Origin of the sequence: Amycolatopsis sp. FDAARGOS 1241 (assembly GCF_016889705.1) — a bacterium.
GTDB lineage: Bacteria > Actinomycetota > Actinomycetes > Mycobacteriales > Pseudonocardiaceae > Amycolatopsis.
Window position 1 is genome coordinate 2,096,682 of the sequence record NZ_CP069526.1, and the last position, 25,728, is coordinate 2,122,409.

A 25,728-nucleotide genomic window follows, 5' to 3' on the forward strand; every position below is an offset into this window, starting at 1 on the left:
CTCGTTCGGCCCGGTCGGCGGCGGTCTGACCGGAATCATGCACGGAGGTCGTGGTGTTTGGTCTGGGTCCGGCGCGCGGTTCGACTCGGCACGTGGTTGGGGCCTGGCCGAGTTCGAGCGCCGGGGCGGGGTAGTTGATCAATGGGAGCCACGGTGGGTGCGAAATGACGTCTGCGCCATCCACGGGAGCCACCGGAAACAACAGCAGGGTCAGTCTGACCTGCTGCGGACGCCGGAGATGGTGTTGACCAGCGCTTTTGCGAGGCGGATGCCGGAGTTACCGAGTCTCGCGGCATCTGCAGCACAGGAGAGCGCGGCCCCGGGCGCGCCGGCCAGGTGCCGGTCTGCGGCCAGGGCAGCAGCAAGCCACAGTGCGCGTCGACTCCTCAGCTCGACCAGCCAACCCCTAACCTGGCTGTCGTTGTGAAGGTAGTCCTCACCGGGCCCGTGGCGCAGATCGATTCCGCAGAGAAGGTGCAGGGCACACAGACTCAACTGATTCCACGAGAGAGGTCATCGGTCAGCCAGCGGCCTGCCCACCGGTCGACAGCATCACGGCTCATTCGCCCGGCAAGAAGCGCGACGAAATGCGCCTCAATCTCGTCCAAATTCGGCCGCTCACCAGCGATCACGCATCGACCCTACCCGCTTCACACCAGCTTGTAGCACCACTGAAGACCAGGGCGGCCGGCTACGGCTACCCGCTGCTCAGCTCCTCGCCCAAGGCACCTCGCACGGCTGAAAAGGTTGCCTTGACACGGCCGGTCTCAACCCTGGGAACGCGAGGGGCCGAGATAGGGGAGGCCGGTCAGCCGAGTGGAAGGTCTGCCGCGTCGACCCACGGCACGCTTGCACCGAACATCGGCGATCGATCTCGTCAGAGTATGAACGACTCTGCCGGCGGACTCGGTGGTGATCTCGGTCCACAATCCGGGCCACGAACTGCTGCCCACCGGTGCCGGACACGCCCGGTTTGGCGCAACTGATGCCTGCCGCGACCAGGTGTTCCGAGTATCCCCAGGTGAGCGTCAGAACTACGGATCAGAAGGCCAGACTTGGTTCCTGGTGAGCCGAGCGCGCGCGGTGACGTAGTTCGGTGTCCCGCCGCAATACGGCATGAACGACAATGTTCCGATGTCGAACACGACGGACGAGACTGGGCAACGTTCCCGCAACCGATGGGGCGAAGGAATCCGGTTGCGCACGGAGATCCTGGACGCCGCCGGCCGACTGCTCTCCGAGCTCGACGGCGAGGACGCGCTGACCATCCGTGGCGTGGCCAGAGCGGTGGGCATCGCTCCGGCCAGCATCTACCAGCACTTCGCCGACCGGACCGAGCTCGTGCAGGGTCTGCTCGAGCACGAGTTCGCGCGATTGCAGGTGCTGCTGGACAAAGCGGATGCCCAGGCCGATCCCGAGGACATGATCGGGCGTGTGCGCGCGCAGGTGTTTGCTTACGGTGACTTCGCGACGACGCACCCCGGCCACTACCGGTTGCTGCTCAGCGCGACCTCGCGGCAGGCACCGGAGAACCCGCCGGAACCTCTGATGAAGATCCTCGCGATGTTCGCGACGGCCTTCGACCGCTGCCGGCAAGCCGGGCACCAGGTGCGGCTGCCCCCGGACCGTTGCGCCGTCATGGTCGTGGTCAGCACCCACGGTCTGGTCGCATTGGCGCAGCCCCGTACCGCAACCGTCCCCGACCGGCTGCGCCAGAACATCGAGGATCTGCTGACGCTGATCTTGGGCTAGCGAGCAGCCTCCGCCTGCCATCGCAACTGTCCTGACCTGCTCCAAGTCTCTCAGGTCACTCGAGGTCGACCGACCGCGTGGACCTCCGGCTCCGTTACCGGTGTGGCGTGAACGACAAAAGGGTTACTTCTCACTGAAGTTGCCTAACACTTGTTCAGTAAGTCACCGAACAATCATTTGGTAACTTAGCGTGAGGAGTGAAATGCCTGAGACGCAAGCGCTCTCGTACCCGATGGCGCGCGGCTGCCCCTTCGATCCGCCTTCAGATCTGACGAAGCTGCAGGCGGAGGAACCGATCACCCGAGTCCGGTTGTGGGACGGCAGCACGCCTTGGCTTGTCACCCGCTACGACGACGTGCGGGAGATCCTGCTCGACCCCCGGATCAGCTCCGACACGAGCCGGCCCGGCTACCCGCATCCCAGCGCTGCGACGGCGACGCGCCGGATGCACTTCATCAACATGGACAACCCTGACCACGATCGACACCGCCGGCTGCTGACCAGGTTCTTCGCCGTGAAGCGCTTGGAGGGCTTGCGCCCGCGCATCCAGCACATCGTTGACGAGCTGATCGACCGGATGCTGGCCGGGCCGAAGCCCGTGGATCTGGTGGAGGCCTTCGCTCTACCGCTGCCGTCGCTGGTGATCTGCGAACTGCTCGGTGTCCCCTACGCGGACCGGGATTTGTTCCACCGCACCAGCAAGACCATCGTGTCGCGGCATGCCACGCCCGAGGAGATGCAAGCGGCGACCACGGAGCTGCACGAGTACCTGGGCGACCTCGTCGAGTCGAAGGGCGCCGACCCGGGTGAGGACGTGTTCAGCCGGCTCGCCGTCGAGCAGCTGAGCACCGGGCAAATGTCCCGCGACGAAATCGCGGACATGGGCCTGCTCCTGCTGGTGGCCGGTCACGAGACGACCGCGAACATGATCGCTCTGGGCACCCTGGCCCTGCTGCGCCATCCGGAACAGCTCGCCGAGGTGCGTGCCGCCGACGACCCAGCGTTGATCGCGGGCACCGTCGAAGAACTGTTGCGGTACCTGACGATCCCCCATCTCGGGCGGCGCCGCGTCGCGCTCGAGGACGTCGAGATCGGGGGGCAGACGATTCGGGCGGGCGAAGGAGTCATCGCCGCGACCGACGTTGCCAACCGTGACCCCGAGGTGTTCGACGAGCCGGACCGGTTCGACGTTCACCGCAACGCGCGCCACCACGTCGCCTTCGGGTACGGGATCCACCAGTGCCTGGGCCAGCCACTGGCCCGGGTCGAACTTCAGGTCGTCTACGGCACGCTGTATCGGCGGATTCCCACGCTCGCGCTGGCGCAGCCGTTCGAGGAAGTCGAGTTCAAACACGAAATGCTGGCTTACGGCGTGCACCGGCTGCCGGTCACCTGGTGACAGTGGAAGAGAGAAAGAATCGATGAAGATCGTCCTTGACCAGGACAAGTGCGTGGCCTCCGGGCAGTGCGTCCTCGCTTCGCCGGATGTGTTCGATCAGCGCGACGACGACGGCATCGCGGTGCTGCTGCGTGAACAGCCGGTCGCCGGCGAAGAGGAGTCCGTGCGGGAAGCCGCGCGCATCTGCCCGGCCGCGGCCATCTGGGTCGAAGAAGCGTGAGCACCCGCCTGGAGCACGTCGTCGTCGTGGGTGCCGGTGCTGCCGGCCTGACCACTGTGGAAGCCCTGCGCCGGGAGGGTTTTCCCGGGCGGATCACGGTGGTGGGCGCCGAGCCGCACCGGCCTTACGACCGGCCGCCGTTGTCCAAGCAAATCCTGAGCGGCCAGTGGGAACCCGACCGTCTGGCCCTGCGCCCCGACGGGGACTTCGCGGCCCTCGACACCGAGTGGTTGCTCGGCACACCCGCCGCCGCACTGGACGTGACGGGTAGGAGGGTGACGCTGGCCGACGGCCGGGTGCTCGTCTACGACGGGTTGGCCATCGCCACTGGCGTAAGTCCGCGCCGGCTGCCGGTCGACCACGACTTGGACGGCGTACACGTCCTGCACACTGTCGACGACGCCCTCGCGTTACGCGCGGCGCTCGGCGTGGGCATCAGGCTGGTCGTCGTGGGCGCAGGTTTCCTCGGCTGTGAAACGGCGGCGGTGGCCAGCGAACTCGGCCTCGAGGTGACCCTGGTCGACCCACACTCCGCACCCATGATCCGGCAGTTCGGTCCCGACGTCGCGGCCTTGATCGGTGATCTCCACGTTCGCCATGGAGTCCGGCTGCGCACCGGAACCGGCGTCGTCGGCTTCGCAGCGGACGGCGGCCGGCTAACCGGCGTGGACCTCGACGACGGCACCCGCCAGCCGGCCGACGCTGTCATGGTCGCGATCGGTTCGCGTCCCGTCACCGGTTGGCTGGCTGACAGCGGGCTGAGCGTGAGCAACGGGGTGGATTGCGACCAGGACTGCCAGGCCGCGCCCGGCGTGGTCGTGGCCGGCGATGTCGCCAACCGGCTCGAGCCAGGCACCGGTCGCCGGATACGGGTCGAGCACCGGATGAACGCCACTGAGCAGGGTAGGACGGCCGCCGCCAGCCTGCTCGGCCGCGAATCTCGCCCACCCGGGGTGCCCTATTTCTGGACCGACCAGTACGACGTGAAGGTTCAGGTCTACGGCCACCCGGAGCCAGAAGCGCGATTTACGGTCGATTCGGGCGATCCGGCGGCAAACCGCTTCACCGCCGTGTACCGGCGGGACGGCCGGATCATCGCAGGGCTCGCGTGGAACTCTCCGCGCGAAGGACGGGCGTTGCGCCAGCGGGTGCTCGACGGCGCCTGACGTAGGTGTGGTCGGCGTCCGGGACACGGAAGCTCAGAGTGGATATTCGCCCAGAAGGGCCGGGACCGGTGACGGAAACACGAGTCGGAGCACTTGCGTTTTTGTCGCCGGCCCCGGGCTTTGGTCCAGGGTGGCCCGCGGCGTCCTGAGCTGTCGCTGACGGATCGGACGTCGGAGTGGTGCAGGGCCCTCGCGGTCCTTCCCTGGCACACCGTCCATTTCGCCATCGTCTTCTCGCAGCACAAGGGTTCGACGTTCGTCGAGGCTGTCCCCTCGGACCAGCCAGGTCCGCCGGTGGACATGGCTTGCCCGGCGAAGTTGATCAATGGCAGTCATGATGACTGCGAACATGCGGCGGGCGTGGGTATCAGAACCAGTCCAGACAACCGCCGAATCAGCGTGATCAGGAGCGGACGTCGGAGTTGGTGTTGACCACTGCTTTTGCAAAGGGGAGTTCGACGTTGCGCCCGCGCTGCCGGTGCGGATGCGGCTGGTCGGCAGTGAGCCGATCTGTGCGCGAGCCTAGCTCTTGGGTTCGGGTTTTCCGTCCCGCATCCCGGATGCGCGACGCTGTGGCCCTGTTCTGGCTCTACGGTCCGGATGTGCTCGCAGACGATGCCCGCTCGGTCATGGATGTTTCGCGGGAGGTGATGGCGCTGATCAACGAGCCGGGCGACGGCGCCCACCGCGGCCCGGAGCCACCAGACGCGCTCCGTGCCGCGGCAGAACGCTTCAACGAAGAGTTGACCAAGTTCTCCGCCGAGTCGAGGCAGCACGTGGTTTAGGGCGCAGGACGAGACTCGACTTCCGGCCTGACGATAAGTTGATCAATGGGAGCCACGATGGGTGCGAAACCACGTCGTCAGCATCCAGACGAGCCACCCCAGACACAGACTGCGTCAGTCTGACCAGCGAAGTACGCTGGGGATGGTGTTGACAGCGCTTTTGCAAGGCAGGAGGCGCGGGCTTCCCCAGCGAGTCAGGAGTCGTCCGCCTGGGCGAAGGAACGCCAGTCGTCGAGGTTGTTGCGGCTAGCCAGGGTCCGCGGGTGGTCTGGACCCAGGACCCGCGTCCGGTCTTGAAGCGCTCGCTCGTATTCGGTGATGGCGCCGGTGATGTCGCCCCGGTCGAGCCGCCAACAAGTCAGCGTGAGAACTTGTAAACAGCAGGTCAGGGGTTCGAGGCCCCTAGTCGGCTGCGCGGGTACCAATCGTGGTCGTGGCTGACCGCGCGACGAAGAAGCGTCCGAACGGGCTCCGTACGTATGCGGGGTAACTCGTTCCAGATCAACGTCTATGCCGGCTTGTTCGGCCGTTGACCGACTCCGAAAGGCGATGGGTCAGGCCGGGACCGAGTCGAAGCGGCCCTTGAGGGCGGCGCGCAACTCCTGGGTGGGTGTCCCGGCCGCGAGGCCCCCGCCGAGTTCTGCGAAGAAACCTTCCAAGCCTGCGGGCGTGACGAGGATCAGTGCCCGGGCGTCGGCGCTCGCGGTGAAGCCGTGGCGGGTGCCGCGAGGGATGTACACCCAGCTGCCGGGTGCCACCTCGATCTCCTCCGTGCCGATGGTGAAGGTGAACTGGCCCTCGAGCACCTGGACGCATTCTTCGCGCTCGCGGTGGATGTGCGGGGGCGGGCTGGCGACGTTACCGCGGAAGTCGATCAGCTCGAAGGCGCCGCCGGTTTGGGCGCCGCTCAGCGCCACCCGTCCGACCAGGGGGAGTTCCCGACCCTCGTCCGGACTCACCACGAGGGCTGGCGGGGGCCGCATCTGTTGCTCGGTCATTGCTGTTCCTTTCCGGTGATTGGTGGCACGCAACTCCTATCTTGTCATTAGTGTGACTTCATGGCACGCTAGTGACATTAACGCGAACCGGGAACGAGGTCAACAGCGATGGGTCGGGATAACCAGAAGCGCCGGACGCGCAAGGCGCTCGTCGAGGCGGCGGGACGACTGATCGCCGAGGGGCGCCGCCCGTCGGTCGCAGAGGTCGCCGACGCGGCCGAGATTTCCCGGCGCACGGCCTACCGGTACTTCCCCAGTGCGGAGCAGCTGTCCGTCGAGGCCGCACTGGAGGCGACTCGGCAGAACATGGAGCTGTCGATCGAGGCGGGCGAAATCGAGGAGCCGGTGGCCGACCGGGTCGCCCGTCTCGTCGATGCCCTGTCGCAGATGACTCTGGAGAATGAGGCGCTGTTACGCCAGATGATTCGCTTCACCATCGACCGCGACGCGATCGAGCCGGAGGTGCCGCCGCGCCCGAGCCGGCGTCTGGAGTACGTCGAACGCGCGGTGACCCCGCTGCAGGGGGCATTGGGCCAGGGCGAGCTCGACCGGTTGACTCACGCGCTCGCCGTCGTCATCGGCATCGAGTCGACGATTGTGCTACGCGACATCTGTGGACTCGACTCCGCGGAGATCCTTCGCGTTCAGCACTGGGCGGCCCGGGCGCTCGTCGCGGCGGCGGGCAGCGGCGCGCGGGCGGACTGACCATGCGCCACTCGTAGAAGGTGCGTCGGGCTACGCGTAGCTCGTCACACGCCTCCGGGGCCGTCAGCAATCTACTGGGACGGTTCATGTTGCTCCCTGCGAAGTCGAGCCACGAAGTCGTCGACAGCGAGCGCCGGCACGCGTCGATTGCGACCGATGGTCACCGACTCAAGCTGGCCTGACCTCAGGAGCTCGTAGATCGCATTGCGGCTAATCGCCAGCCAGTTAGCCGCTTCTCCAACCGTGAGCAGGACCAACGCCTCGCCAGCCGGCAGCTCGCGTAGCTTCTGCGCGACGACCTCCCCGAGCAACGTCGCGAACCGGCGGGCGGAAGCATCCGAAATGTCTAGGTTGCCGACGCTGGTCGTCAGCTGGTCTCGATCTCCATGCACGGTCTTCTTCGTGAAGTGGCGTTCAGCCTGCGCGGCGGGCGCCGCGGCGGTGAGGCTGGTGCTCATCCGAGAGGCGTGCACCTGGGGTCGGTCGCCGATGCCGCAGTCAGCAGTCGATCTCGCCGAGGCTGCTCTGTCAGCGGCGAGGTTGTTGGGTTCCAACATCCAGCACGTCAATCCGTCGTGCGAGGCTACGGCCGCCCGTGCGGGTCGCGAAATGTGCGACGCCTGAAAATTGTGCGATTAGGGCGACGAAATGAACTGAGATGCAGCTGCCCAATTCCTGTGATTTCAAGTGCGGTATTACTCATGTCGAACGCAGAACGCCGATCGTTGCAGATTGCGCCAAATGAGCTCGGGGTTCGGCCAAGCCTCGGGAGATGTTGACGGTCGAGCAGGCAGCCGACCGGCTCGCGGTCAGCCGTACCACGATGTTCGCGCTTATCAAGGACGAGGTAGTGCTCAGCGTCCCGGTAGGCCGCTTGACGCGCATTCCTGCCGACGAACTGACTGCCTACATCGAGCGGCTTATCGCTGCAGCCGAGGAGGGCTGACCATGCCGCGCAAGAAACGTCCTGAAGGTTCGCGCGCACCGAATGGCGCGAGCAGTATCTACTTCGGCCAGGACGGTAAATGTCACGGGCGTGTCACCATGGGTGTGCTCGATAATGGCGAGCCGGACCGTCGGCACGTCGGGCGGAAGACAGAGTCCGAAGTCATCGAGGGTCTGCGAACTTGAACGTCAACGCGATAATGGCAGGGCATCGAAGCCCGGTGCGAACTCGTGGACGGTTGAGAAGTGGTTGAGCCAGTGGGTCGAGAATGTGGCGGCGCCTTCCGTGCGGGAAAGCACGCTGACCCGGTATCGAGCCGCAGACTATAAGCACTTGATTCCTGGACGCGGCGCGCACCAGCTCCGCAAGCTCGAACCTGAACACCTCGAGAAGGTCTACGCGAAGATGGCCAAGGCAGGTGCGAAGCCTGGAACAGTGCACCAGGTTCATCGCACTGCGAAGACGGCGCTCGCGGTTGCGGTCGACCGAGAACACCTGGCCAGGAATCCAACGAAGCTCGCGAAGGTGCAGCGGCTCGATGAGGACGAGATCGTGCCGCTGACTGCCGCCGAGGCCAAGCGCGTGCTCGCGGTCGCCCGCCATCGCCGCAATGGCGCACGCTTCGTCATCGCTCTTGCGCTCGGACTGCGCCGCGGTGAAGCGCTTGGATTGAAGTGGTCTCGACTCGACCTCGATGCCGGGCTGCTCCGAACCCCACGTCAGCTCCAGGGACAGAAGTGGAAGCACGGGTGGCGACCCGCACGCGTGCGGCGAACGGCTCCACAGGACGAAGCCGTGCCCACCGACATGCACGAGGCACACGAAATGCCCGCCAGTCTGCCCGCCCAAATGCACGCGGCATGCCAGCTCTTGCCCGGAACGCCACGGCGGCGGGTTACGCGAGGTCGACGTGAAGTCGAAGGCCGGACGCCGGACCATCGGCATCCCGGGACCGCTCCTCGCATTGTTGCGCACGCACGAGGCGTTGCAGAACGACGAGCGCTCTTTCGCCGGCACCGAATGGCAAGAAGGCGGTTGGGTGTTCACCCAGCCGACCGGCCGGCCGCTCGATCCACGCGCGGATCACGACGAGTGGAAGACGTTGCTGGCGGAGGCGAACGTTCGCGATGCTCGGCTGCACGACGGCGTCACACTGCGGCCACGATGCTGTTGGTCCTCCGGGTCCTGCTGCCCGCGATCATGGAGGTGATGGGGGTGGGGTGATGCAGCGGTGGCGAAGCGGTACGTCCACGTGCCGACGGAAGCCGTCACAGGGATCGCAACCAGGTCGGCGACTTCCTTTTGGGGCGACAGCCCGAAACCACACCACCGACGAGGATGTCGGATGCGCCTTCGCTGCCCAATCAGCTCCAGCAACGCCTCGACGCAGCGAAGGCGTCCGGCGGCGACTCCGACGACGAAGACCCACCGGGGCTGCACGCGGTGATATGGGCGCCGTATAACGCCTTGTATTGAGACGGAAACTGAGACGGTGGGGTTGCTCCCTTCCGAGCAACCCCACCGCTTCTGCTGGTCAAGACCATAAAACTGGTCGGGATGACAGGATTTGAACCTGCGACCCTTCGCTCCCAAAGCGAATGCGCTACCAAGCTGCGCCACATCCCGACACCCCCGCGGAGGGGGTGTGCGACACCAGACTAGCCCTCACGCTAAGCTGACTGCGCTCCCGGGTCACCGGGGGCGCTGCGGGTGTAGCTCAATGGTAGAGCCCTAGTCTTCCAAACTAGCTACGCGGGTTCGATTCCCGTCACCCGCTCCACTTCGCTCCGGGTCCCTGACCTGGGAGGACGCCGCGTCGGCTTCGAGGCGCGTGGCGATCACGTCCAGCAGCAGATCGGTGTCCACCGGCTTGGTGATGTAGTCGTCGGCGCCGGAGGCGAGGGTGCGTTCGCGGTCTTCCGCCGTCGCCTTGGCTGTGACGGCGATCACGGGCAGATCTTCGTGCGTCGCTTCCGCGCGGATGGCCGCGATGGTCGCGTTGCCGTCCAGCTCCGGCATCATCACGTCCATCAGGACCAGCGCGGTGTCCTCGTGGCGTTCCAGGGCACGGATGCCAGCGACGCCGGTGTCGGCGTAGATCACCTCCAGGCCGGCCTGCTCCAGCACCGCAGCGAGGGCGAAGACGTTGCGCAGGTCGTCGTCGACGATCAGCACCTTTTCGCCGTTGAAGCGCTTCGGGGCGCTGTCGGGTTCGGTCACCGTGATGGTGCTCGGCAGCACCGGCAGCTTCGGCGTGGGCCGCACGGGCGCGGTCGGCGCGATGAGGTTCGCCGCGCCCACCGGCAGGTACAGCGTGAACGTGCTGCCCTTGCCGGGTTCGCTGTGCACGCGCAGCTCGCCGCCGAGCAGTTCCGTGAGCTGCTGGCTGATCGACAGGCCCAGGCCCGTGCCGCCGTACTTGCGGCTGGTGGTGCCGTCGGCCTGGCGGAACGCGTCGAAGATGATCGCCAGCTTCTCCTCGGGGATGCCGATGCCGGTGTCCTCCACGGCGAACGCGATGATCCCCGCCGCCGAACGCAGCGCCTCCTGCTCCACCTCTTGCTCCGAAGCCATGCGGATGTGCAGCCGCACGCCGCCCTCGTCGGTGAACTTCGCGGCGTTGGACAGGAGGTTGCGCAGCACCTGCTGCAGCCGGTGCTCGTCGGTGTGCACGCTACCCGGCACGGGCGGGTCGATCAGCACGGCGAACTCCAGGCCCTTGTCCGCCGTGAGCGGCCGGCACAGGGATTCCACGTAGTTCACGAGCTCCGGCAGCGTCACGTCCGACATCTGCAGGTCCATGCGCCCGGCCTCGACCTTCGCGAGGTCCAGGATGTCGTTGATCAGCTGCTGCAGGTCGCTGCCCGCCGCCCAGATCGTGCGTGCGAACTGGATCTGCTTCTCCGTGAGGTTGCCCTCCGGGTTCTCCGACAGCAGCTTCGCGAGGATCAGCGCGCTGTTGAGCGGAGTCCGCAGCTCGTGCGACATGTTCGCCATGAACTCGGTCTTGTACTGCGAGGCCACGGTGAGCTGCCCGGCGCGCTCCTCCAGTTCCTGGCGTGCCTGCTCGATCTCGATGTTCTTGACCTCGATGTCGCGGTTCTGCTGGGCCAGCAGCGCCGCCTTCTCGGCCAGCTCCGTGTTGGACCGCCGCAGCTCGCCCTGCTGCGCCTGCAGCTGCTCCGAGCGCGCCCGCAGTTCCTGCGCCAGCCGCTGCGACTCCGTCAGCAGCGCCTCGGTGCGGGAGTTCGACAGGATCGTGTTCACGTTGACGCCGATGGTGTGCCGCAGCTGCTCCAGCAGGTCCAGGTGAACCGCGGAGAACTCGTTGACCGACGCCAGTTCCAGCACGCCGAGCACCTCACCCTGGAACAGCACGGGCAGCACGATCACGTTCACCGGCGGCGCCGCGCCGAGGCCCGAGGACACGAGCGCGTACTCCGGCGGCGCTTCGCGCACGAGGATCGTCTGCCGGTCGACCGCGGCCTGCCCGATCAGCGACTCGCCGAGCTCGAACCGCAGCCCCGACCGCGACTGCGCGAGCCCGTAGGCCGCGATGCAGTCGAGCACCTTGCGGCCGGGGTCGCTGCCGTCGTCGTGGGCCAGGAAGAACGCGCCCTGCTGAGCGCTGACCAGCGGCGCCAACTCCGACAGGATCAGCGTGGCCACGGACGCGAGGTCGCGGTGGCCCTGCATGCGCCCGCCGAGGCGGGCGAGGTTCGTCTTCAGCCAGTCCTGCTCGCGGTTCGCCGAAGTCGTCGACTTCAGGTTCGCGATCATCTGGTTGATGTTGTCCTTGAGGTCCGCGAGTTCACCGGACGCGTCCACGGTGATGTGCCGCGTCAGGTCGCCGGCGGTCACGGCCGTGGCGACCTGACCGATCGCGCGCACCTGGGTGGTGAGGTTGCCGGCCAGCTGGTTCACGCTCTCCGTCAGGCGTTTCCACGTGCCCGACACGCCTTCGACCTCGGCCTGGCCGCCGAGCTTGCCCTCGGTGCCGACCTCGCGCGCCACGCGCGTGACCTCCGACGCGAACGCCGAGAGCTGGTCGACCATCGTGTTCATCGTGGTCTTCAGCTCGAGGATCTCGCCCCGGGCGTCGACGTCGATCTTGCGCGAGAGGTCCCCTCGCGCGACGGCCGTGGTCACCTGGGAGATGTTGCGCACCTGGCTGGTCAGGTTGTGCGCCATGAAGTTGACGTTCTCCGTCAGGTCCTTCCACGTGCCCGCCACACCCGGCACGCGGGCCTGACCGCCGAGGATGCCCTCGGTGCCGACTTCGCGCGAAACCCGGGTGACCTCGTCGGCGAACGCGCGCAGCGTCTCGACCATGCTGTTCAGCGTCGCCGCGAGGGCCGCGACCTCGCCGGCCGCGTCGATGGAGATCTTCTTCGACAGGTCCCCGTTGGCCACCGCGCTCGCCATGGTGGCGATGCTGCGCACCTGGTCGGTCAGGTTGTCGGCCATGACGTTGACGTTGTCGGTGAGGTCCTTCCACGTGCCGGCGACGCCGGGCACACGGGCCTGGCCGCCGAGCTTGCCTTCGGTACCGACTTCGCGGGCGACACGGGTGACTTCGTCGGCGAAGGCCGAGAGCTGGTCGACCATCGTGTTGAGCGTGTTCTTGAGCTCGAGGATCTCTCCGCGCGCGTCGACGGTGATCTTCTGCGTCAGGTCGCCCTTCGCCACCGCCGACGTGACCTGCGAGATGTTCCGCACCTGGTCGGTCAGGTTGTTGGCCATGAAGTTGACGTTGTCGGTCAGGTCCTTCCACGTGCCGGCGACGCCCGGCACGGTCGCCTGACCGCCCAGCTTCCCCTCGGTACCGACTTCGCGGGCGACGCGGGTGACTTCGTCGGCGAACGCGGAGAGCTGGTCGACCATCGTGTTCAGCGTGGTCTTCAGCTCGAGGATCTCACCCCGGGCGTCGACCGCGATCTTCTTGGTCAGGTCGCCGCGCGCCACCGCCGTCGCGACCTGCGCGATGTTGCGGACCTGCGCGGTGAGGTTGTTGGCCATGAAGTTCACCGAGCCGGTGAGGTCGCGCCAGATGCCGGCGACGCCGGGCACCTGCGCCTGGCCGCCCAGCATGCCCTCGGTACCGACTTCGCGGGCGACGCGGGTGACTTCGTCGGCGAACGCGGAGAGCTGGTCGACCATCGTGTTCATCGTCGTCTTGAGCTCGAGGATCTCGCCCCGGGCGTCGACGGTGATCTTCTGCGTCAGGTCGCCCTTCGCGACGGCCGTGGTCACGTGGGAGATGTTGCGGACCTGGTCGGTGAGGTTGTCGGCCATCTGGTTCACCGAGTCGGTGAGGTTGCGCCAGGTGCCGGCCGCGCCCGGGACCTCGGCCTGGCCGCCCAGGCGCCCGTCGCTGCCCACCTCGCGGGCCACGCGGGTGACCTCGTCGGCGAACGCGGAGAGCTGGTCGACCATCGTGTTCAGCGTGGTCTTGAGCTGCAGGATCTCGCCGCGGGCGTCGACGTCGATCTTCTTCGTCAGATCGCCCGCGGCCACCGCGGTGGCGACCTGGGAGATGTTGCGCACCTGGTCGGTGAGGTTGTCGGCCATCAGGTTCACCGAGTCGGTGAGGTCGCGCCACGTGCCGGCGACGCCCGGCACCCGCGCCTGGCCGCCGAGACGGCCCTCGCTGCCGACCTCGCGCGAAACGCGGGTGACCTCGTCGGCGAAGGCCGAGAGCTGGTCGACCATGGTGTTGATCGTGTTCTTGAGCTCGAGGATCTCGCCCCGGGCGTCGACGTTGATCTTCTGCGTCAGGTCGCCCCGCGCCACGGCCGTGGTGACCTGGGCGATGTTGCGGACCTGCTCGGTGAGGTTGTCGGCGAGGAAGTTCACGGAGTCGGTCAAGTCGCGCCACGTGCCGGCCACGCCGGGGACCTCGGCCTGGCCGCCCAGGCGGCCCTCACCGGCGATCTCGCGCGAGAGGCGGATCACCTCGGCCGCGAACCGCGACAGCTGCGCGAGCAGGCCGTTCACGGTCTTGGCGAGGTCCGCGTACTGGCCCTGCAGCGGGCGGCCGTCGAGCTGCAGCGCCATCGGCTGCGACAGGTCGCCCTCGGCGACGGCGCCCAGCACCCGGTCGAGCTCGACGACGGGCTTGCTGACGTCCTCGATCAGGCCGTTCACGGTCTCGACCGCGGTGGTCCAGCCGCCGGGGCCGACCTCGGCGCGGACGCGCTCGCTGAGGCGTCCCTCCTGCCCCACGGCGGTCCGGACCCGCATGAGTTCGGTCACGAGCCGCTGGTTGCGCTCGGCGATGTCGTTGAACGCGCCCGCCAGCTGGGCGACGATGCCATCGCCGTGCGCGACGAGCCGACGGCGGAAGTTGCCGTCGCCCAGTTCGCGCACGGCGGCCAGGAGCCGCTCGAGCGCAGCCGCCTCACCGGCGGCGATGCCGTTCACCCCGGTGATCTCGACGCGCTCGGAACCCCGCTCGGAACCGGATGTCATGTCTGCCGACCCTCTCCACCACGCGTGTGCCAGGCATGGTCGTCGACCCAGCGTGCCATGGTTCGCCCTACACTTCGAGCCAGTCCGCCCGCTCACGCTGTGCCAACCTTGAAGCGACAGAAAGTCGGTCGACCCGGAGGCAGGAGGTTCGTGCATGGTGTCACGGCCCGCTCCGGCGTCGGCCCTGCCACCCGGCGCCGCGCTGCCCGAGTACGGCGGATTCTGGCGTTCGGTACTCGAACAGGTGCGTGATCCGGTCTTCCTGTCCGATCCCGAAGGCGCCGTTCGCTGGGCGAACGCGGCCGCCCGCACGCTGGCGGCCGACGGTCCGCCCGTGCTCGTCACGGTGACGGAGACCACCGGCCGGGTCGATCTCGGCGAGGTGCACCGGGCCGCCCACGTCCGTGCGCTGCCCGAGGGCTGGCACGCGTGGACCGTGGTCGACGACAGCCCCCGCCGTCCTGAAGAGTTCCTCGCCCAGGTCGGTCCGAAACTCGCGGCGGCGCGCGGGCGCCACGGCACGGCGCGTGTGATCGCCGAGCTGGCGGCCTCCGCCCTGGGCGATTGCGTGTTCGTGCTGCTGCCGACGACCCGCGGGCGGTGGGAGTGGTGGAGCTGCGAGGACCGCAGCGCACCTGGGCACGGCCGCATCCGCCGGGTGGCGGCGCAGCACGCGCCGGCCGTGGCCGAGACGTTCGCGGCGACCGGGTCGCCGCGGGTGCGCGTGGTGCCGTCGGCCGAAGTGGCGACGCTGCCCGCGGTGGTGGCCGACCGGTTCCAGGGCCACCTCGAGGTGTCCGTGGTGTCGCTCGGGGTGCCCGAGGGCGGCGTGACCGGAGCCGTCCTGATCGGCCGGCGCACCGAGCCCGTGTTCGGCGCAGCCCAGCCGCGCGCGATCGAGGCCTTCGCCGCGGCCGCGGGCACCGCGCTCGCCAACGCACAGCGCTACGCGCGGCAGGAAGAGGCGACGCGCGGGCTCGAGACCACGTTGAAGCCGGTGGCACCCGCCGACGTCGACGGCGCGAACTTCGAGCTCTGGTACGAGCCGGCCGGGGGAGTGCTCGGTGTCGGCGGCGACTTCTACGACGTGCTGGCCCGCGAGGACGGCAGCGCGTTCGTGGTCGTCGGCGACATCTGCGGCAAGGGCGCGGAAGCGGCGGCGCTCACGGGGCGGGTGCGGCATTCGCTGGCCGCGCTGCACCTCGTCGAACGCGACGGCCGCACTCTGCTGCGCCTGCTCAACGAACTGCTCATCGCGGGCGGCAGCAACCGCTTCGCGACGCTCGTGCTCGGCTCGGTGGCGCCGACCGCGTCGGGACTCGACGTGACGCTCGCGTCGGGCGGCCACCCCGCCCCGCTCGTGCTGCGCCGCGACGGCGGGGTCGAAGAGGTCAGCGTGCCGGGCACGCTCGTCGGCATCTCGCCGCAGGCCCGGTTCGCGGAGGCCACCGTGCACCTCGGGGTGGGCGACGTCTGCCTGCTCTACACCGACGGCGTCACGGAGGCCCGCAACCGCACGGAATCCGCCGAGCTCTTCGGCGACGAGCGCTTCCACGCCGTGCTCGCCGACTGCGTCGGGCTGCCGGCGCGCGAGGTCGTGGCGCGGCTGCGCGAAGCCGTGCGCGCGTGGCTCGGCAATTCCGGCCACGACGACATCGCCGTGCTCGCCATCGAAGCCGCGCCGCGCGCGGAGTGAGGCGGATTGAGCCGGCGCCGGCGGGGTAACCGGGGGTCACCGACCGAATGGAGGACCCCATGGCGAACGCATTGCAGGGCCTGAAGGTGGCCGTCCTGGCGGCCGACGGCGTCGAGCAGGTCGAACTGGAGCGGCCGCGCGCGGCCGTGACCGACGAAGGCGCGTCGGTGGACCTGGTCTCGCTCCGCGACGGCGAGATCCAGGCCATGAACGGCGACATCGACAAGGGCGACAAGTTCCGCGCGGATCGCGCGGTCGCCGACGTATCGTCCGGCGACTACGACGCGCTGCTGCTGCCGGGCGGCACCATGAATCCCGACAACCTGCGCAGCGACCCCGAAGCCGTGAAGTTCGTGGGCGACTTCGTCCGCGCGGGCAAACCCGTCGGCGTCATCTGCCACGGCCCGTGGACGCTCGCCGAAGCCGACGTGATCCGCGGCCGCAGGCTGACGTCGTTCCCCAGCATCCGCACGGACCTGCGCAACGCCGGCGCCACCGTGGTGGACGAGGAGGTCGTCGTCGACGGGAATCTCGTGTCCAGCCGCAATCCCGACGATCTGCCCGCGTTCTGCGCCGCGGTCGTCGAAGCGTTCGCCCGGGCGCGCCACCCGGTCGGCTGAGCAGCGCCAAATGGGTGGCGCGTTCCCGGCCCGCGAGGGACTCTTGAGGGGTGGAAACGCCTACGCGGTCCGGGAAGGAGGTGTCGCGATGACGGTGCACGCCCGGCGGTACGGCCGCTGGTGCCGCGAGCACTTCGACGCGCCCGCCCAGCCGGGGGCGGATCCGGGAACGCCGGAAACCCCGGCGGCCGCGCAGCCGTCGGACAAGGGTCCGGCGCATCCGGTGGCATCCGAGGCAAAGCCGCAGGAGAAGTCGGGGCGCTGAATACGGCGTGTGGTCGGGAAATCCCCGTTACCGACCACACGCCGATTTCCCAGCGCTGTCAGGAAAACGCGCGCAACCTCGACCCGCGCCACGCGTCCTGTCGATCATGAAACCCACCCGGTGCGCCGCGGTCGTCGCGGCCGCACTCGCCGTGCTGGCCCTGGTCCCCGCATCCGCGTCCGCCTCGCCCGCCCCCACTGGTTTTGCCCCCTCGTCCACGAGCTGGACGGGCCCGGAGCGCGGGTTCGTGCTCGGGTACACCGACTGCGGCGCGCCGGGCTGGTGCCCGGTGCTGCTCGCGACCACCGACGGCGGCGCGCACTGGCGACGGCTCGGCGCGCCCCCGATGCCGTTGCCGGACAACCACAACCACGTGCGGCTGGTGGCCGCCAGCGCGGAGCACCTGTACGTCACCGACGGCACGCGCATCCTCGCCACCCGCGACGCCGGCCGGCACTGGTTCACGGTGCTCGTCGCCGGGGGCGGGCAGCGGTACGTCTCGAAGCTGGCCGAAACCGGCGGGCGCATCTTCGCCGTCGTCACGAGCAACGGCTACGGCAACACCACCGCCGTCTACTCCGGGCTCGCGGGAGCGCCGGTGCTGACGCCGTTGCCGGGATTCGAGGGGACGGGCGGCATCACGTACGGCGATCTCGCCACCAGTGGTGGTTTGCAAATCGCGCTCAGCGCCGACTACCGCACCGAGGAGTACTGGACTTCACGCGACGGCGTGGTGTTCACGCCCGCGTCCCCGCCGTGCCCGGACGGCACGACCGCGTCGCTGGGCGGGGTGCGTGCGGGCCAGGTGATCGCGCTGTGCAGCAGCAGCCCGGGCTCACCGCAGCCCGGGTCGTCGGCGCGGCGGCTGTGGCGCGCGCCGAAACTCGGCGGCGCGTTCAGCGGCACCGCCGACGCCCCGGCGCTCGGCATCACGCAGGACTTCAGCGCCGAGACCGCCGACTCCGCGACCGTCGCGGCCGAGGGCGGTGGCGACGGCTTCCTCCACCGCACGACCGACGGTGGGCGCACGTGGACGACCACCGTCCTCAGCGAGCGCGGCCTGGCGCTGTCGGACCTGGCCTTCGTGGGCGACGGCGTCGGGGTCGTCGTCGACGGACTCCCGGACGCCGACAGCGGCTCGGCCGTGTATCGCACGACGGACGGCGGAGGCACGTGGGAAGAACTGTCGTTCTCCTGATCGGCTCAATGGGTTGCAATGGGTTGCTGCAGGTGGACCTGGTTGCCGGGAGTGGGTTCAGCCGGCGAACGCGGTGTCGTAGGGTGTGCACTGTCCGTGGCCGAGAGGGGGCGCTGGTGGTTTCGGGGACCTCGACGCGGTTCGACCAGCCGAACCTCGCGCGCGTGTCCGACGCCCTCCTCGGCGGCTGCGACCACTACGAGGCCGACCGCGCCGCGGTGCGGCGCCTGCTCGACATCGCGCCCGGTGCGGAGACGATGGCGCGCGAGCACCGCGCCTGGCTCGTGCGCGTGGTCCGCTTCCTCGCCGCCGAACGCGGCGTCGACCAGTTCCTCGACCTCGGCTCCGGCCTGCCGGCGGCGGAGAACACGCACCAGGTCGCGCAACGCCACAACCCGGACGCGCGCGTCGTGTACGTCGACAACGACCCGGTCGTCCAGGTCCACGGCCGCGCCGTCCTCGAGGAGAACGACCGCACCCACGTCAGCGGCGCAGACCTGACTGACCCGGGCGCCACCCTGGGTGACCCGATCGTCTACCGCCACCTCGACTTCGACCGGCCGATGGCCCTGCTGCTCTGCGGGGTCCTCCACCACGTCGACGTCTTGGACCGCGCGCAGCACATCGCGCGCACCTTCGCCGCCGAACTGTGCCCCGGCTCGTACCTCGTGCTCACCCACCACCACGCACCCACGGACGACCCGCCCCGGCAGGCGCTGGCCCAGCTGCTGGACTCGACGTTCGAGGGCACCGCGCTGGCCACGGTGCACCGCTCGCGCGCCGAGATCGCATCGTTCTTCACCGGGCTGAACCTGCTGGACCCCGGCCTGGGGTACCTCCACGACTGGTGGCCGGACGGCCCCCGCCTGACTCCCTTGGACGACCTGAACTTCCTCACCCTCGGCGGCGTGGCCCTGAAGACCTGAGCACGGCCTTGCGGTAGTGCACGACGGGCCATACGTGCCCGTGGACGTCCTTTGGGGTCACGCCACCGACGCGACCGAACCCCGCCCGCTCGGCGACGCGCTGCGACGCGACGTTGTCCGCGTGCGTCCACAGCCGGAGTTCGGCGACCGGCCACGCAGCCTCGACCTGGTGGCACAGGGCGGAAACCGCCCGGCTCGCCACACCGCGACCGCGCGCCGCGGCGGCCACCCAGTAGCTGATCTCGGCGACGTCACCGGCACGTACCGCGGCGACGTTCGCCAGCCGCTCGCCGGATTCGGCGGACACCGCGACGAACCCGAGCGCGTTTTCGTTGCGCTGCAACGCCCCCAGTGCGCGTCGGAATTCCTCGACGGTGAGTGTCGCCCGCTCGGTGGTGAAGCGCAGCGTCTCGGGATCTCGAACCTGCGTGACGTACCACGCCGCGTCGGCGGGGGACCAGTCGCGCAGTTCGATCTCCATGTCGAACCCTAGAACGCGCCGAGGGCGGCTTCCCCGCCGGGAAGCCGCCCCCCGTCAAACTCACGCCACGTCGAACGTGTCCGGGTCCGGGCCCGTGCGGAGGCCGCGGTCCAGCGACGACAGCGCAGCCACCTCATCGTCGGTCAGGGTGAAGCCGAAGACGTCGAGGTTTTCCGCGACGCGCGAGGGGGTGACGGATTTCGGGATCACGACGTTGCCCAGCTGCAGGTGCCAGCGCAGCACCACCTGGGCGGGCGTGCGCCCGTGCTTTATGGCCACGTCGGCGACGATCGACTCGCCGAGCAGGTCGCCGCCCTTGGCGAGGGGGCTCCAGGCCTCGGTGGCGATGCCGTGCTCGGCGTCGAAGGCACGGACCTCGGACTGGACGAGGTAGGGGTGCAGCTCGATCTGGTTCACCGCCGGGACCACGGTGCCCTCGTCGAACACGCGGCGCAGGTGGGCCGGCTGGAAGTTGGACACGCCGATGGCGCGGACGCGGCCGTCGGCGTACAGCTTCTCCAGCGCCTTCCACGACGCGACGTACTTGTCGCGTGCGGGCAGTGGCCAGTGGATGAGGTAGAGGTCGAGCTGCTCGAGCCCGAGGGCGGCGACGCTCGCGTCGAAGGCGCGCAGGGCCTGGTCGTAGCCCTGATCACTGTTCCACAGCTTGGTCGTGATGAACAGCTCGTCGCGGGCGATACCGGAGTCGGCGAGGGCCTCGCCGACCGCGGCTTCGTTGCCGTAGGCGGTCGCGGTGTCGATGCTGCGGTAGCCGGCGTCCAGCGCGGTCTTCACGGCCGCCTTGGTCTCGGCCGGCGGCACCTGGAACACGCCGAAGCCGAGTTGCGGCATCTCGACACCGTTGTTCAACTTCAGTACGGGAACGCTGGTCAACTCACAAACCCTTCTGTACGAACGAAAACTCACGGAACGATCGAATTCGCGACCCCGCCGTCGACGCGCAAGGCGCCGCCGGTGGTCGCCGCGGCCTGGTCGGAGGCGACGTGGGTGATGAGGTTCGCCACCTCCTCCGGGCGGATCAGCCGGCCCAGCAGCGAGGTCGGCCGGTCGTTGGCCATGAACCTCCGCTCCGCCTCGGCGAAGTCGAGGTCCGGGTACCGGCTTCGCACGAACTCGCGCACGCCTTCCGTCAGCGTGGGTCCGGGCAGCACGCTGTTCACGGTGATGCCGGTGCCGGCCACCTCCTGCGCCATGCCGCGCGAAAGAGCCAGCTGAGCCGTCTTCGTCATACCGTAGTGGACCATCTCGGTCGGCGTCTGGATCGCGGACTCGCTGCTCACGAAGATCACCCGGCCCCACCCGCGCTGCGTCATCCGCGGCGTGTAGTGCCGCGCCAGGCGCACGCCCGAGAGGACGTTGACCTGGTAGATGCGCAGCCACTCCTCGTCCGGGATCTCGAACACGGGCGTCGCGGCGAAGATGCCGGTGTTGTTCACGAGCACGTCGACGTCCGGCACCCGCGCCACCAGGTCGCGACGCCTTCGGCAGTGCCGACGTCGGCAGCGATCCCGCGCGCGCCGAGCCGCTCGGCGACCTCGTCGACGCGGTCTGCCTTGCGGCCGTTCACGACCACGTCGGCGCCCGCGGCGGCCAGCGCGGCCGCCGTTGCCTCGCCGATTCCCGCGGTGTTCCGGTGATCAGGGCGGTCCGCCCGGACAAGTCGATCTTCAGCGGGACCACACCCCTTCCTGCTTTCGCGGTACAGTGTCGTCAGACGGTTACGAGCGTCGGCAATACTTGCACACGCGGTTATTTGCACACGCTCGATATTGCCTGGCGGAAGAACCACTCGCAACCGCGAGGGGCGCGAGAAGGGGTGGACCGTGTCACTGGCTGACGACGCCGTGGAGGCCCGTGCTCAGGGCTGGCGCACTCTGGCCGCGTTGCACGCGCGCATCGAAGACCGGCTGCAGCGTGAACTGGAGCGCGACCACAAGCTGTCCGTGAGCGAGTACACGGTGCTCGACGTGCTCGCCCGCCAGGACGGCTTCCACCTGCGGATGAACCAGCTCGCCAACGCCGTGGTGCTCAGTCAGTCGGCGACCACACGGCTGGTGACCCGCCTCGAGGACCGCGGCCTGCTCGCCCGCTACCTCTGCCCGACCGACCGCCGCGGCATCTACACCGAGGTGACCATCGCCGGGCGCGAGCTGCTCGACGAAGCCCGCCCGACGCACGACGCCGCGCTGTCGGCCGCGCTCGCCGAGGCGGAGGAGCTGCCCGAACTGGCTCCGCTCGTCGGTGCCCTGGGCTCGCTCGCCTTCGTCAAGTAGCCACGCAGCGTCACTGCCCCGGCGCCGTCGGCGTGGAGCCTTCCGGGGGGCCTTCGGCCCTATCCGGTCGCCGTACGCCGCATGACGCTCGACCGGGAGCGGTCCCGGGAAGCGGGCGGCGAAATGGCGGAAATCGTTTGCCGCACGGGAATAGCTCGCCGAGACCGCTCGAACGGCTCGGCGCTGGGTGCGCCGGGCACCCGTGGCCGGTGATCGTGCTCTGGCTCCTGGTGCCGGCCGGCGCGACGGTTGCCAAAATAGTGTCGGTGGTACGTACAGTGACGATTTCAGCCTGCCCGGCGCCGAATCCGGGCAGGGCAGCGCCGTTCTCGCCGAGCACGACATCGTCGGCGGCTCGAACAGCGCGCGCCTCGTGTTCCGCGTCGACACGGGCACACTGAGCAGTCAGTCGGCGGCCATCGAGCAGGCGGTCACGCAAGTGCGGGCCGTGCCCCACGTCGTGTCGTTCTCCGACCCGCCGGCCGCAGGCTCGACCGCGCCCGGCGGGCGCATCCCCTTCGGCACCATCACGTTCGACGACAAGCCCGCCGTCCTCGGCAGCACCCTCACCGACGGCATCGACAAGGCCACCGATCCGGTGCGCGCGGCCGGCGTCCAGGTCGACTACAGCGGTCGGCTCGGCAAGGCGGCCGAACCCGGCGCCGGAGATTTCGGTTCGGAGCTGATCGGCCTCGTCGTCGCGATCCTGGTGCTCCTGCTCGCGTTCGGCAGTGTGTTCGCCGCGGGGCTGCCGATCGTCACGTCGATCATCGGCGTCGCGACGGGTCTGGGCATCCTCGGTCTGCTGGCGGCGCTGATCACCTTCGCCACGGCGTCGCCGACGCTCGCGATCATGATCGGGTTCGGCGGCGGCATCGACTTCGCCCTCTTCCTCACCACGCGCTTCCGGCAGCACCTCATCGACGGCGACGATCCCGCCACCGCCGCCGGACGAACGGTCGCCACCAGCGGCCGGTCCGTGCTGATCGCCGCGACGACGCTCGTGCCCGCCTGCTCGGCCTGGCCGGTCGGCGGATCGACCGCTGGCGGGTGCGCAAGCCCGCCGCCGAGCAGTCGGCCGACGGCGGGGAAAGCGGCTGGCACCGCTACGTCGTCCGCATCGACCGCCATCCGTGGCGCTGGCTCGGCGGCGGCGTGCTGGTGGCCGCGGTGCTCGCGGTACCCGCGTTCTCCCTGGAGCTGGGCCACATCGACGAGGGCGCCGATCCGGCCGGCAGCACCACGCGCGAGGCCTACGACGCCATCTCGGCCGGCTTCGGCCCGGGCGCCAACGGCCAGTTCACGGTCGTCGTGGTGCCGCGCGACGCTTCGCAGGCGAGCTCGCGCGGCCAGAGCGTGCAGCAGGCGCTGGCGAAGACGTCCGGCGTTGCGTCGGCCACGCCACTGACGCCGAGCAAGGACGGCGTGATCCTGCTGTCCACCGTCACGCCCACGACCGGACCGCAGGACGCGGCCACCGACGAGCTCCTGGGCTGCGCACCGACACGCTGCCGCCCGTGCTCGCCGGCTCGCCGAGTTACGTCACCGGCATGAGGGCCGGCCGGCTCGACTTCCGCGACATCGTCGCCGCGCGGCTGCCCGCGATCATCGGCGTGGTCGTCGCGGCCACGTTCATCCTGCTGCTGTCGTTCCGCAGCCCGGTGCTCGCGCTGAAGGCCGCGCTGCTGAACCTGCTGTCGATCGCGGCTTTCTACGGCGTGATCGTCGCGGTGTTCCAGTGGGGCTGGGGCGGTTCACCGCTGGGCGTCGACGAGCCGGTGCCGATCGAGTCCTACGCGCCGATGATCACGTTCGCCATCGAGTTCGGCCTGTCGATGGACTACGAGGTCTTCCTCCTGTCCCAGGTCCCCGAGTCGTGGGTCCGGACGCGCGACAGCCACGTGAGCGTCGCCGACGGGCCGGCGGTCACCGCCCGCGTGATCTCGTCGGCGGCCGTGATCATGGTCTGCGTGTTCTTCGCGTTCCTCGCCTCGGCCGAACGTCGTGATCAAGCTCCTGGCCCTCGGGCTCGGCGTGAGCGTGCTCATCGACCCGACGATCATCCGGCTCGTGATCGTGCCCGCGGCGATGTTCCTGCTGGGCGAGCGCAGCTGGTGGCTGCCGCCGTGGCTGGACAAGCTGCTGCCGCACCTCGAACCGGAGCCCGAGGGGGTGCCGGAGCCGGTGCCGCCTCCGCCGGAGCCGTCCCCGGAGGCGACACCGTCCACTTAGGCCGGTTACGGCCTGAGCCGGTGGAGGTCGCGCGGGAACAGCGTCGTGCCGCGGATGTTGGGTACTTCGAGGACCCGCGCGACCCACCGCTCGAGTCCGATGGCGAACCCGCCGTGGGGCGGCATCCCGTGGGCGAACGCGGCGAGGTAGTCGCGGTGGTTCGCGGCCTCGTCGCCGAGTGCTGCGAGGTAGTCGGCGTGGTGGTGGAGGCGCTGGCCGCCGGTGACGAGTTCGAGGCCGCGGAAGAGGAGGTCGAAACTGTTGGACTTCGCCGGGTCTTGCGGGGCGGGGTGGGTGTAGAAGGGGCGCTTGGCCATCGGGTAGCCGGTGACGAAGAGGAATTCGGAGCCGTGGGCGGTCTTGGCCCACTCGCCGAGCCTGCGCTCGTCCTCGGGGTCGAGGTCGGGTTCGTCCTTGTGCAGCATCGCTTGTGCCTCGGCGAAGTCGATGCCGGGAATCTCCTCGGGCACCCGCAGCTCGACGGCTTGCGCCATCTCGGCAACGACGTCGCGCAGCACGGCCATCACGTCCCGGTGGTCGGTGATGAACCCCAGCTCCGCGTCCAGGCTCGTGTACTGCGCCAAATGCCGCGCCGTGTCGTGCGGCTCGGCGCGGAACACCGGCCCGACTTCGTACACGCGCTCGAACACGCCGACCAGCACCTGCTTGAACAGCTGCGGGGATTGCGCGAGGTAGGCGGGTTTCCCGAAGTAATCGATCTCGAACACGTTCGCCCCCGATTCGGTGCTGGTTGCGACGATCTTCGGGGTGTGCACCTCGGTGAAGCCCCGGCTGTCGAGCGCTGCGCGGAAGGCCTTCACGCCGGCCGCCGCGATCTCGTGGCGCCGCTTGAGCTCGGGGTGCCTCAGCGCGACGGCCGCGTGGTCGAGCACGGCCGGGAGAGTGGCCGGGATGGTGGGCCGGTAGAGGTCGAAAGGCGGGCGCCGGCTCGGTTCGGAGAGGACGCGGATCTCCGGGCTGACGACCTCAACGCCTTGCGGCGCCTGTGGATTGGCCACGACTCGGCCGGTGACCTCGATGACGGTTTCTTCGGTGAGCGGTGGGTGGTGTGGTTGCCGCGATTCCTGGGTTTCGTTGCTGTTGAACGGTCGTGGCGGCAGTTCCGTGCCGTCGGCCGAGTTGTCCACAGCATGGCCGAGTTGTGGACCGTTCGGCCTCTCCGCGGCTTTACCGCCGGTTTCGTCGGGGGCGGCCGATAGAATGGAACGGGGACGCCCCCCGAGGGAGGGCGGGGGCATTTCGGTGCGGCGGGGATGTGCGGCGACCACCACCTGAGCCATCCCCGACCGGTCCCTGATCACCAGGAACGTGACGGACTTCAGGGCCCGCCGGCGGTGGACCCAGCCGGCGAGGCGGACGGTGGTGCCGACGTGTGCGGGCAGGTCGGCAGCCAGGGTGCGAGAAAACATCAGCTCTCCTCGAGCGAACTCGGCGACCCCTTGGGGGTGCGGGCGAGAAGGGAACTCGCGGTACCACCGCACCTTCGCCGCCGGCGTGCCGCCGGCGGCCTCGAAGGGCCCGATCACGGGGGCCGGCCGGCGGGGCATTTCCTC

General features: G+C 69.1%; 23 protein-coding genes, 2 tRNA genes and 3 pseudogenes. 19 read left to right on the forward strand and 9 right to left on the reverse strand.

The features are described from left to right. Nucleotides 1–491: 491 nt before the first annotated feature. Nucleotides 492–632 (reverse strand): hypothetical protein, encoded by a 141-nt coding sequence (locus tag I6J71_RS10390; protein WP_204094533.1) that lies wholly within the window; start codon nucleotides 630–632, stop codon nucleotides 492–494. 502 nt (nucleotides 633–1,134) lie between these two features. Here I6J71_RS10390 and I6J71_RS10395 point away from each other — a divergent pair. From I6J71_RS10395 to I6J71_RS10415, 5 genes are all read left to right on the forward strand, one after another. Continuing rightward, complete coding sequence (locus I6J71_RS10395; protein ID WP_204094534.1) at nucleotides 1,135–1,752, forward strand: TetR/AcrR family transcriptional regulator; 618 nt, start codon at nucleotides 1,135–1,137, stop codon at nucleotides 1,750–1,752. 202 nt (nucleotides 1,753–1,954) lie between these two features. Further along, complete coding sequence (locus tag I6J71_RS10400) at nucleotides 1,955–3,151, forward strand: cytochrome P450 (RefSeq protein WP_204094535.1); 1,197 nt, start codon at nucleotides 1,955–1,957, stop codon at nucleotides 3,149–3,151. Between the two features lie 22 nt (nucleotides 3,152–3,173). Beyond that, on the forward strand, nucleotides 3,174–3,371 hold the full coding sequence (locus I6J71_RS10405; RefSeq protein WP_204094536.1) for a ferredoxin: 198 nt from the start codon (nucleotides 3,174–3,176) through the stop codon (nucleotides 3,369–3,371). Then, nucleotides 3,368–4,537 carry an NAD(P)/FAD-dependent oxidoreductase gene (locus I6J71_RS10410; protein WP_239154614.1) on the forward strand — a complete coding sequence of 390 codons (1,170 nt, stop codon included), beginning with the start codon at nucleotides 3,368–3,370 and terminating at the stop codon, nucleotides 4,535–4,537. The genes I6J71_RS10405 and I6J71_RS10410 overlap by 4 nt, the downstream gene beginning before the upstream one ends. 560 nt (nucleotides 4,538–5,097) lie before the next feature. After that, a complete protein-coding gene (locus tag I6J71_RS10415) occupies nucleotides 5,098–5,322 on the forward strand; it encodes a hypothetical protein (protein ID WP_204094537.1) in 225 nt (74 codons plus the stop codon). A 554-nt stretch (nucleotides 5,323–5,876) separates the two neighbouring features. On the opposite strand, the gene I6J71_RS10420 is transcribed toward I6J71_RS10415, so the two are convergent. Then, nucleotides 5,877–6,320 carry a cupin domain-containing protein gene (locus I6J71_RS10420; protein WP_204094538.1) on the reverse strand — a complete coding sequence of 148 codons (444 nt, stop codon included), beginning with the start codon at nucleotides 6,318–6,320 and terminating at the stop codon, nucleotides 5,877–5,879. A 108-nt stretch (nucleotides 6,321–6,428) separates the two neighbouring features. Between I6J71_RS10420 and I6J71_RS10425 the strand changes: the two genes are divergently transcribed. Then, nucleotides 6,429–7,025, forward strand: coding sequence for a TetR/AcrR family transcriptional regulator (locus I6J71_RS10425; RefSeq protein ID WP_204094539.1), 597 nt, complete (start codon nucleotides 6,429–6,431; stop codon nucleotides 7,023–7,025). A gap of 71 nt (nucleotides 7,026–7,096) precedes the next feature. On the opposite strand, the gene I6J71_RS10430 is transcribed toward I6J71_RS10425, so the two are convergent. Next, nucleotides 7,097–7,483, reverse strand: a complete 387-nt coding sequence (locus tag I6J71_RS10430; RefSeq protein WP_204094540.1) for a helix-turn-helix domain-containing protein — start codon at nucleotides 7,481–7,483, stop codon at nucleotides 7,097–7,099. A gap of 314 nt (nucleotides 7,484–7,797) precedes the next feature. Between I6J71_RS10430 and I6J71_RS10435 the strand changes: the two genes are divergently transcribed. Together I6J71_RS10435 and I6J71_RS10440 are read left to right on the forward strand one after the other, a co-directional pair. Further along, complete coding sequence (locus tag I6J71_RS10435) at nucleotides 7,798–7,971, forward strand: excisionase family DNA-binding protein (protein WP_204094541.1); 174 nt, start codon at nucleotides 7,798–7,800, stop codon at nucleotides 7,969–7,971. Between the two features lie 114 nt (nucleotides 7,972–8,085). Next, nucleotides 8,086–9,195 carry a site-specific integrase gene (locus I6J71_RS10440; protein WP_239154616.1) on the forward strand — a complete coding sequence of 370 codons (1,110 nt, stop codon included), beginning with the start codon at nucleotides 8,086–8,088 and terminating at the stop codon, nucleotides 9,193–9,195. Between the two features lie 325 nt (nucleotides 9,196–9,520). On the opposite strand, the gene I6J71_RS10445 is transcribed toward I6J71_RS10440, so the two are convergent. Then, nucleotides 9,521–9,597 (reverse strand) — tRNA-Pro (locus tag I6J71_RS10445). A gap of 80 nt (nucleotides 9,598–9,677) precedes the next feature. On the opposite strand from I6J71_RS10445, the gene I6J71_RS10450 reads away from it, so the two are divergent. Then, nucleotides 9,678–9,751: transfer RNA gene (locus I6J71_RS10450), tRNA-Gly, on the forward strand. Here the strand turns inward: I6J71_RS10450 and I6J71_RS10455 are convergent. Continuing rightward, nucleotides 9,703–14,394 (reverse strand): HAMP domain-containing protein, encoded by a 4,692-nt coding sequence (locus tag I6J71_RS10455; RefSeq protein ID WP_370542203.1) that lies wholly within the window; start codon nucleotides 14,392–14,394, stop codon nucleotides 9,703–9,705. The genes I6J71_RS10450 and I6J71_RS10455 overlap by 49 nt on opposite strands. A 202-nt stretch (nucleotides 14,395–14,596) precedes the next feature. Here I6J71_RS10455 and I6J71_RS10460 point away from each other — a divergent pair, with 202 nt between their 5' ends. The 5 genes from I6J71_RS10460 to I6J71_RS10480 all read left to right on the forward strand — a co-directional run bounded on the left by I6J71_RS10460 (nucleotide 14,597) and on the right by I6J71_RS10480 (nucleotide 19,147). Then, the gene (locus I6J71_RS10460; protein WP_204094542.1) at nucleotides 14,597–16,138 is read left to right on the forward strand and encodes a PP2C family protein-serine/threonine phosphatase; all 1,542 of its coding nucleotides are present in this window, start codon (nucleotides 14,597–14,599) and stop codon (nucleotides 16,136–16,138) included. A 59-nt stretch (nucleotides 16,139–16,197) separates the two neighbouring features. Next, nucleotides 16,198–16,758, forward strand: coding sequence for a type 1 glutamine amidotransferase domain-containing protein (locus tag I6J71_RS10465; RefSeq protein WP_204094543.1), 561 nt, complete (start codon nucleotides 16,198–16,200; stop codon nucleotides 16,756–16,758). Between the two features lie 88 nt (nucleotides 16,759–16,846). Beyond that, a complete protein-coding gene (locus I6J71_RS10470; RefSeq protein ID WP_204094544.1) occupies nucleotides 16,847–17,023 on the forward strand; it encodes a hypothetical protein in 177 nt (58 codons plus the stop codon). A gap of 106 nt (nucleotides 17,024–17,129) precedes the next feature. Further along, nucleotides 17,130–18,221: a hypothetical protein gene (locus tag I6J71_RS10475; protein WP_204094545.1), complete on the forward strand. Its 1,092-nt coding sequence runs from the start codon at nucleotides 17,130–17,132 to the stop codon at nucleotides 18,219–18,221. A gap of 116 nt (nucleotides 18,222–18,337) precedes the next feature. Further along, the gene (locus tag I6J71_RS10480) at nucleotides 18,338–19,147 is read left to right on the forward strand and encodes an SAM-dependent methyltransferase (RefSeq protein ID WP_239154618.1); all 810 of its coding nucleotides are present in this window, start codon (nucleotides 18,338–18,340) and stop codon (nucleotides 19,145–19,147) included. Here I6J71_RS10480 and I6J71_RS10485 read toward each other — a convergent pair. The 3 genes and pseudogenes from I6J71_RS10485 to I6J71_RS10495 form a co-directional block, all read right to left on the reverse strand. Beyond that, nucleotides 19,116–19,628, reverse strand: a complete 513-nt coding sequence (locus tag I6J71_RS10485) for a GNAT family N-acetyltransferase (protein ID WP_204094547.1) — start codon at nucleotides 19,626–19,628, stop codon at nucleotides 19,116–19,118. The genes I6J71_RS10480 and I6J71_RS10485 overlap by 32 nt on opposite strands. Before the next feature lie 60 nt (nucleotides 19,629–19,688). Next, nucleotides 19,689–20,522, reverse strand: a complete 834-nt coding sequence (locus I6J71_RS10490) for an aldo/keto reductase (RefSeq protein WP_304503271.1) — start codon at nucleotides 20,520–20,522, stop codon at nucleotides 19,689–19,691. Nucleotides 20,523–20,551: 29 nt separating this feature from the next. Continuing rightward, nucleotides 20,552–21,438 (reverse strand): annotated as a pseudogene (locus I6J71_RS10495) (SDR family NAD(P)-dependent oxidoreductase). Nucleotides 21,439–21,472: 34 nt separating this feature from the next. Between I6J71_RS10495 and I6J71_RS10500 the strand changes: the two are divergent. The 5 genes and pseudogenes from I6J71_RS10500 to I6J71_RS10515 all read left to right on the forward strand — a co-directional run bounded on the left by I6J71_RS10500 (nucleotide 21,473) and on the right by I6J71_RS10515 (nucleotide 24,154). Continuing rightward, entirely contained in the window at nucleotides 21,473–21,922 is a 450-nt protein-coding gene (locus tag I6J71_RS10500; RefSeq protein WP_204094548.1) for a MarR family winged helix-turn-helix transcriptional regulator, read from the forward strand. A gap of 373 nt (nucleotides 21,923–22,295) precedes the next feature. Beyond that, nucleotides 22,296–22,874 (forward strand): annotated as a pseudogene (locus I6J71_RS47930) (MMPL family transporter); the annotation flags it as partial. A gap of 98 nt (nucleotides 22,875–22,972) precedes the next feature. Continuing rightward, on the forward strand, nucleotides 22,973–23,476 hold the full coding sequence (locus tag I6J71_RS47935) for a hypothetical protein (RefSeq protein ID WP_239155653.1): 504 nt from the start codon (nucleotides 22,973–22,975) through the stop codon (nucleotides 23,474–23,476). Continuing rightward, nucleotides 23,473–23,856, forward strand: a pseudogene (locus I6J71_RS10510) (MMPL family transporter); the annotation flags it as partial. The gene I6J71_RS47935 and the pseudogene I6J71_RS10510, both read left to right, overlap by 4 nt. 70 nt (nucleotides 23,857–23,926) lie before the next feature. Continuing rightward, nucleotides 23,927–24,154: a hypothetical protein gene (locus I6J71_RS10515; protein WP_204094550.1), complete on the forward strand. Its 228-nt coding sequence runs from the start codon at nucleotides 23,927–23,929 to the stop codon at nucleotides 24,152–24,154. A gap of 5 nt (nucleotides 24,155–24,159) precedes the next feature. Here I6J71_RS10515 and aspS read toward each other — a convergent pair whose 3' ends face one another. Then, nucleotides 24,160–25,584: an aspartate--tRNA(Asn) ligase gene (gene aspS, locus I6J71_RS10520; protein ID WP_239154620.1), complete on the reverse strand. Its 1,425-nt coding sequence runs from the start codon at nucleotides 25,582–25,584 to the stop codon at nucleotides 24,160–24,162. Between the last annotated feature and the right edge of the window lie 144 nt (nucleotides 25,585–25,728).

Excerpts from the sequence above, each read along its gene's own strand:
- I6J71_RS10395 (WP_204094534.1), top strand. The coding sequence starts at position 1,135 with ATGTCGAACACGACGGACGAGACTGGGCAACGTTCCCGCAACCGATGG.
- I6J71_RS10475 (WP_204094545.1), top strand. The coding sequence starts at position 17,130 with ATGAAACCCACCCGGTGCGCCGCGGTCGTCGCGGCCGCACTCGCCGTG.
- I6J71_RS10470 (WP_204094544.1), top strand. The coding sequence starts at position 16,847 with ATGACGGTGCACGCCCGGCGGTACGGCCGCTGGTGCCGCGAGCACTTC.
- I6J71_RS10440 (WP_239154616.1), top strand. The coding sequence starts at position 8,086 with ATGGCGAGCCGGACCGTCGGCACGTCGGGCGGAAGACAGAGTCCGAAG.
- I6J71_RS10435 (WP_204094541.1), top strand. The coding sequence starts at position 7,798 with ATGTTGACGGTCGAGCAGGCAGCCGACCGGCTCGCGGTCAGCCGTACC.
- I6J71_RS10415 (WP_204094537.1), top strand. The coding sequence starts at position 5,098 with ATGCGCGACGCTGTGGCCCTGTTCTGGCTCTACGGTCCGGATGTGCTC.
- I6J71_RS10420 (WP_204094538.1), bottom strand. The coding sequence starts at position 6,320 with ATGACCGAGCAACAGATGCGGCCCCCGCCAGCCCTCGTGGTGAGTCCG.
- I6J71_RS10460 (WP_204094542.1), top strand. The coding sequence starts at position 14,597 with ATGGTGTCACGGCCCGCTCCGGCGTCGGCCCTGCCACCCGGCGCCGCG.
- I6J71_RS10465 (WP_204094543.1), top strand. The coding sequence starts at position 16,198 with ATGGCGAACGCATTGCAGGGCCTGAAGGTGGCCGTCCTGGCGGCCGAC.
- aspS (WP_239154620.1), bottom strand. The coding sequence starts at position 25,584 with ATGTTTTCTCGCACCCTGGCTGCCGACCTGCCCGCACACGTCGGCACC.
- I6J71_RS10405 (WP_204094536.1), top strand. The coding sequence starts at position 3,174 with ATGAAGATCGTCCTTGACCAGGACAAGTGCGTGGCCTCCGGGCAGTGC.
- I6J71_RS10425 (WP_204094539.1), top strand. The coding sequence starts at position 6,429 with ATGGGTCGGGATAACCAGAAGCGCCGGACGCGCAAGGCGCTCGTCGAG.
- I6J71_RS10485 (WP_204094547.1), bottom strand. The coding sequence starts at position 19,628 with ATGGAGATCGAACTGCGCGACTGGTCCCCCGCCGACGCGGCGTGGTAC.
- I6J71_RS10400 (WP_204094535.1), top strand. The coding sequence starts at position 1,955 with ATGCCTGAGACGCAAGCGCTCTCGTACCCGATGGCGCGCGGCTGCCCC.
- I6J71_RS10430 (WP_204094540.1), bottom strand. The coding sequence starts at position 7,483 with ATGAGCACCAGCCTCACCGCCGCGGCGCCCGCCGCGCAGGCTGAACGC.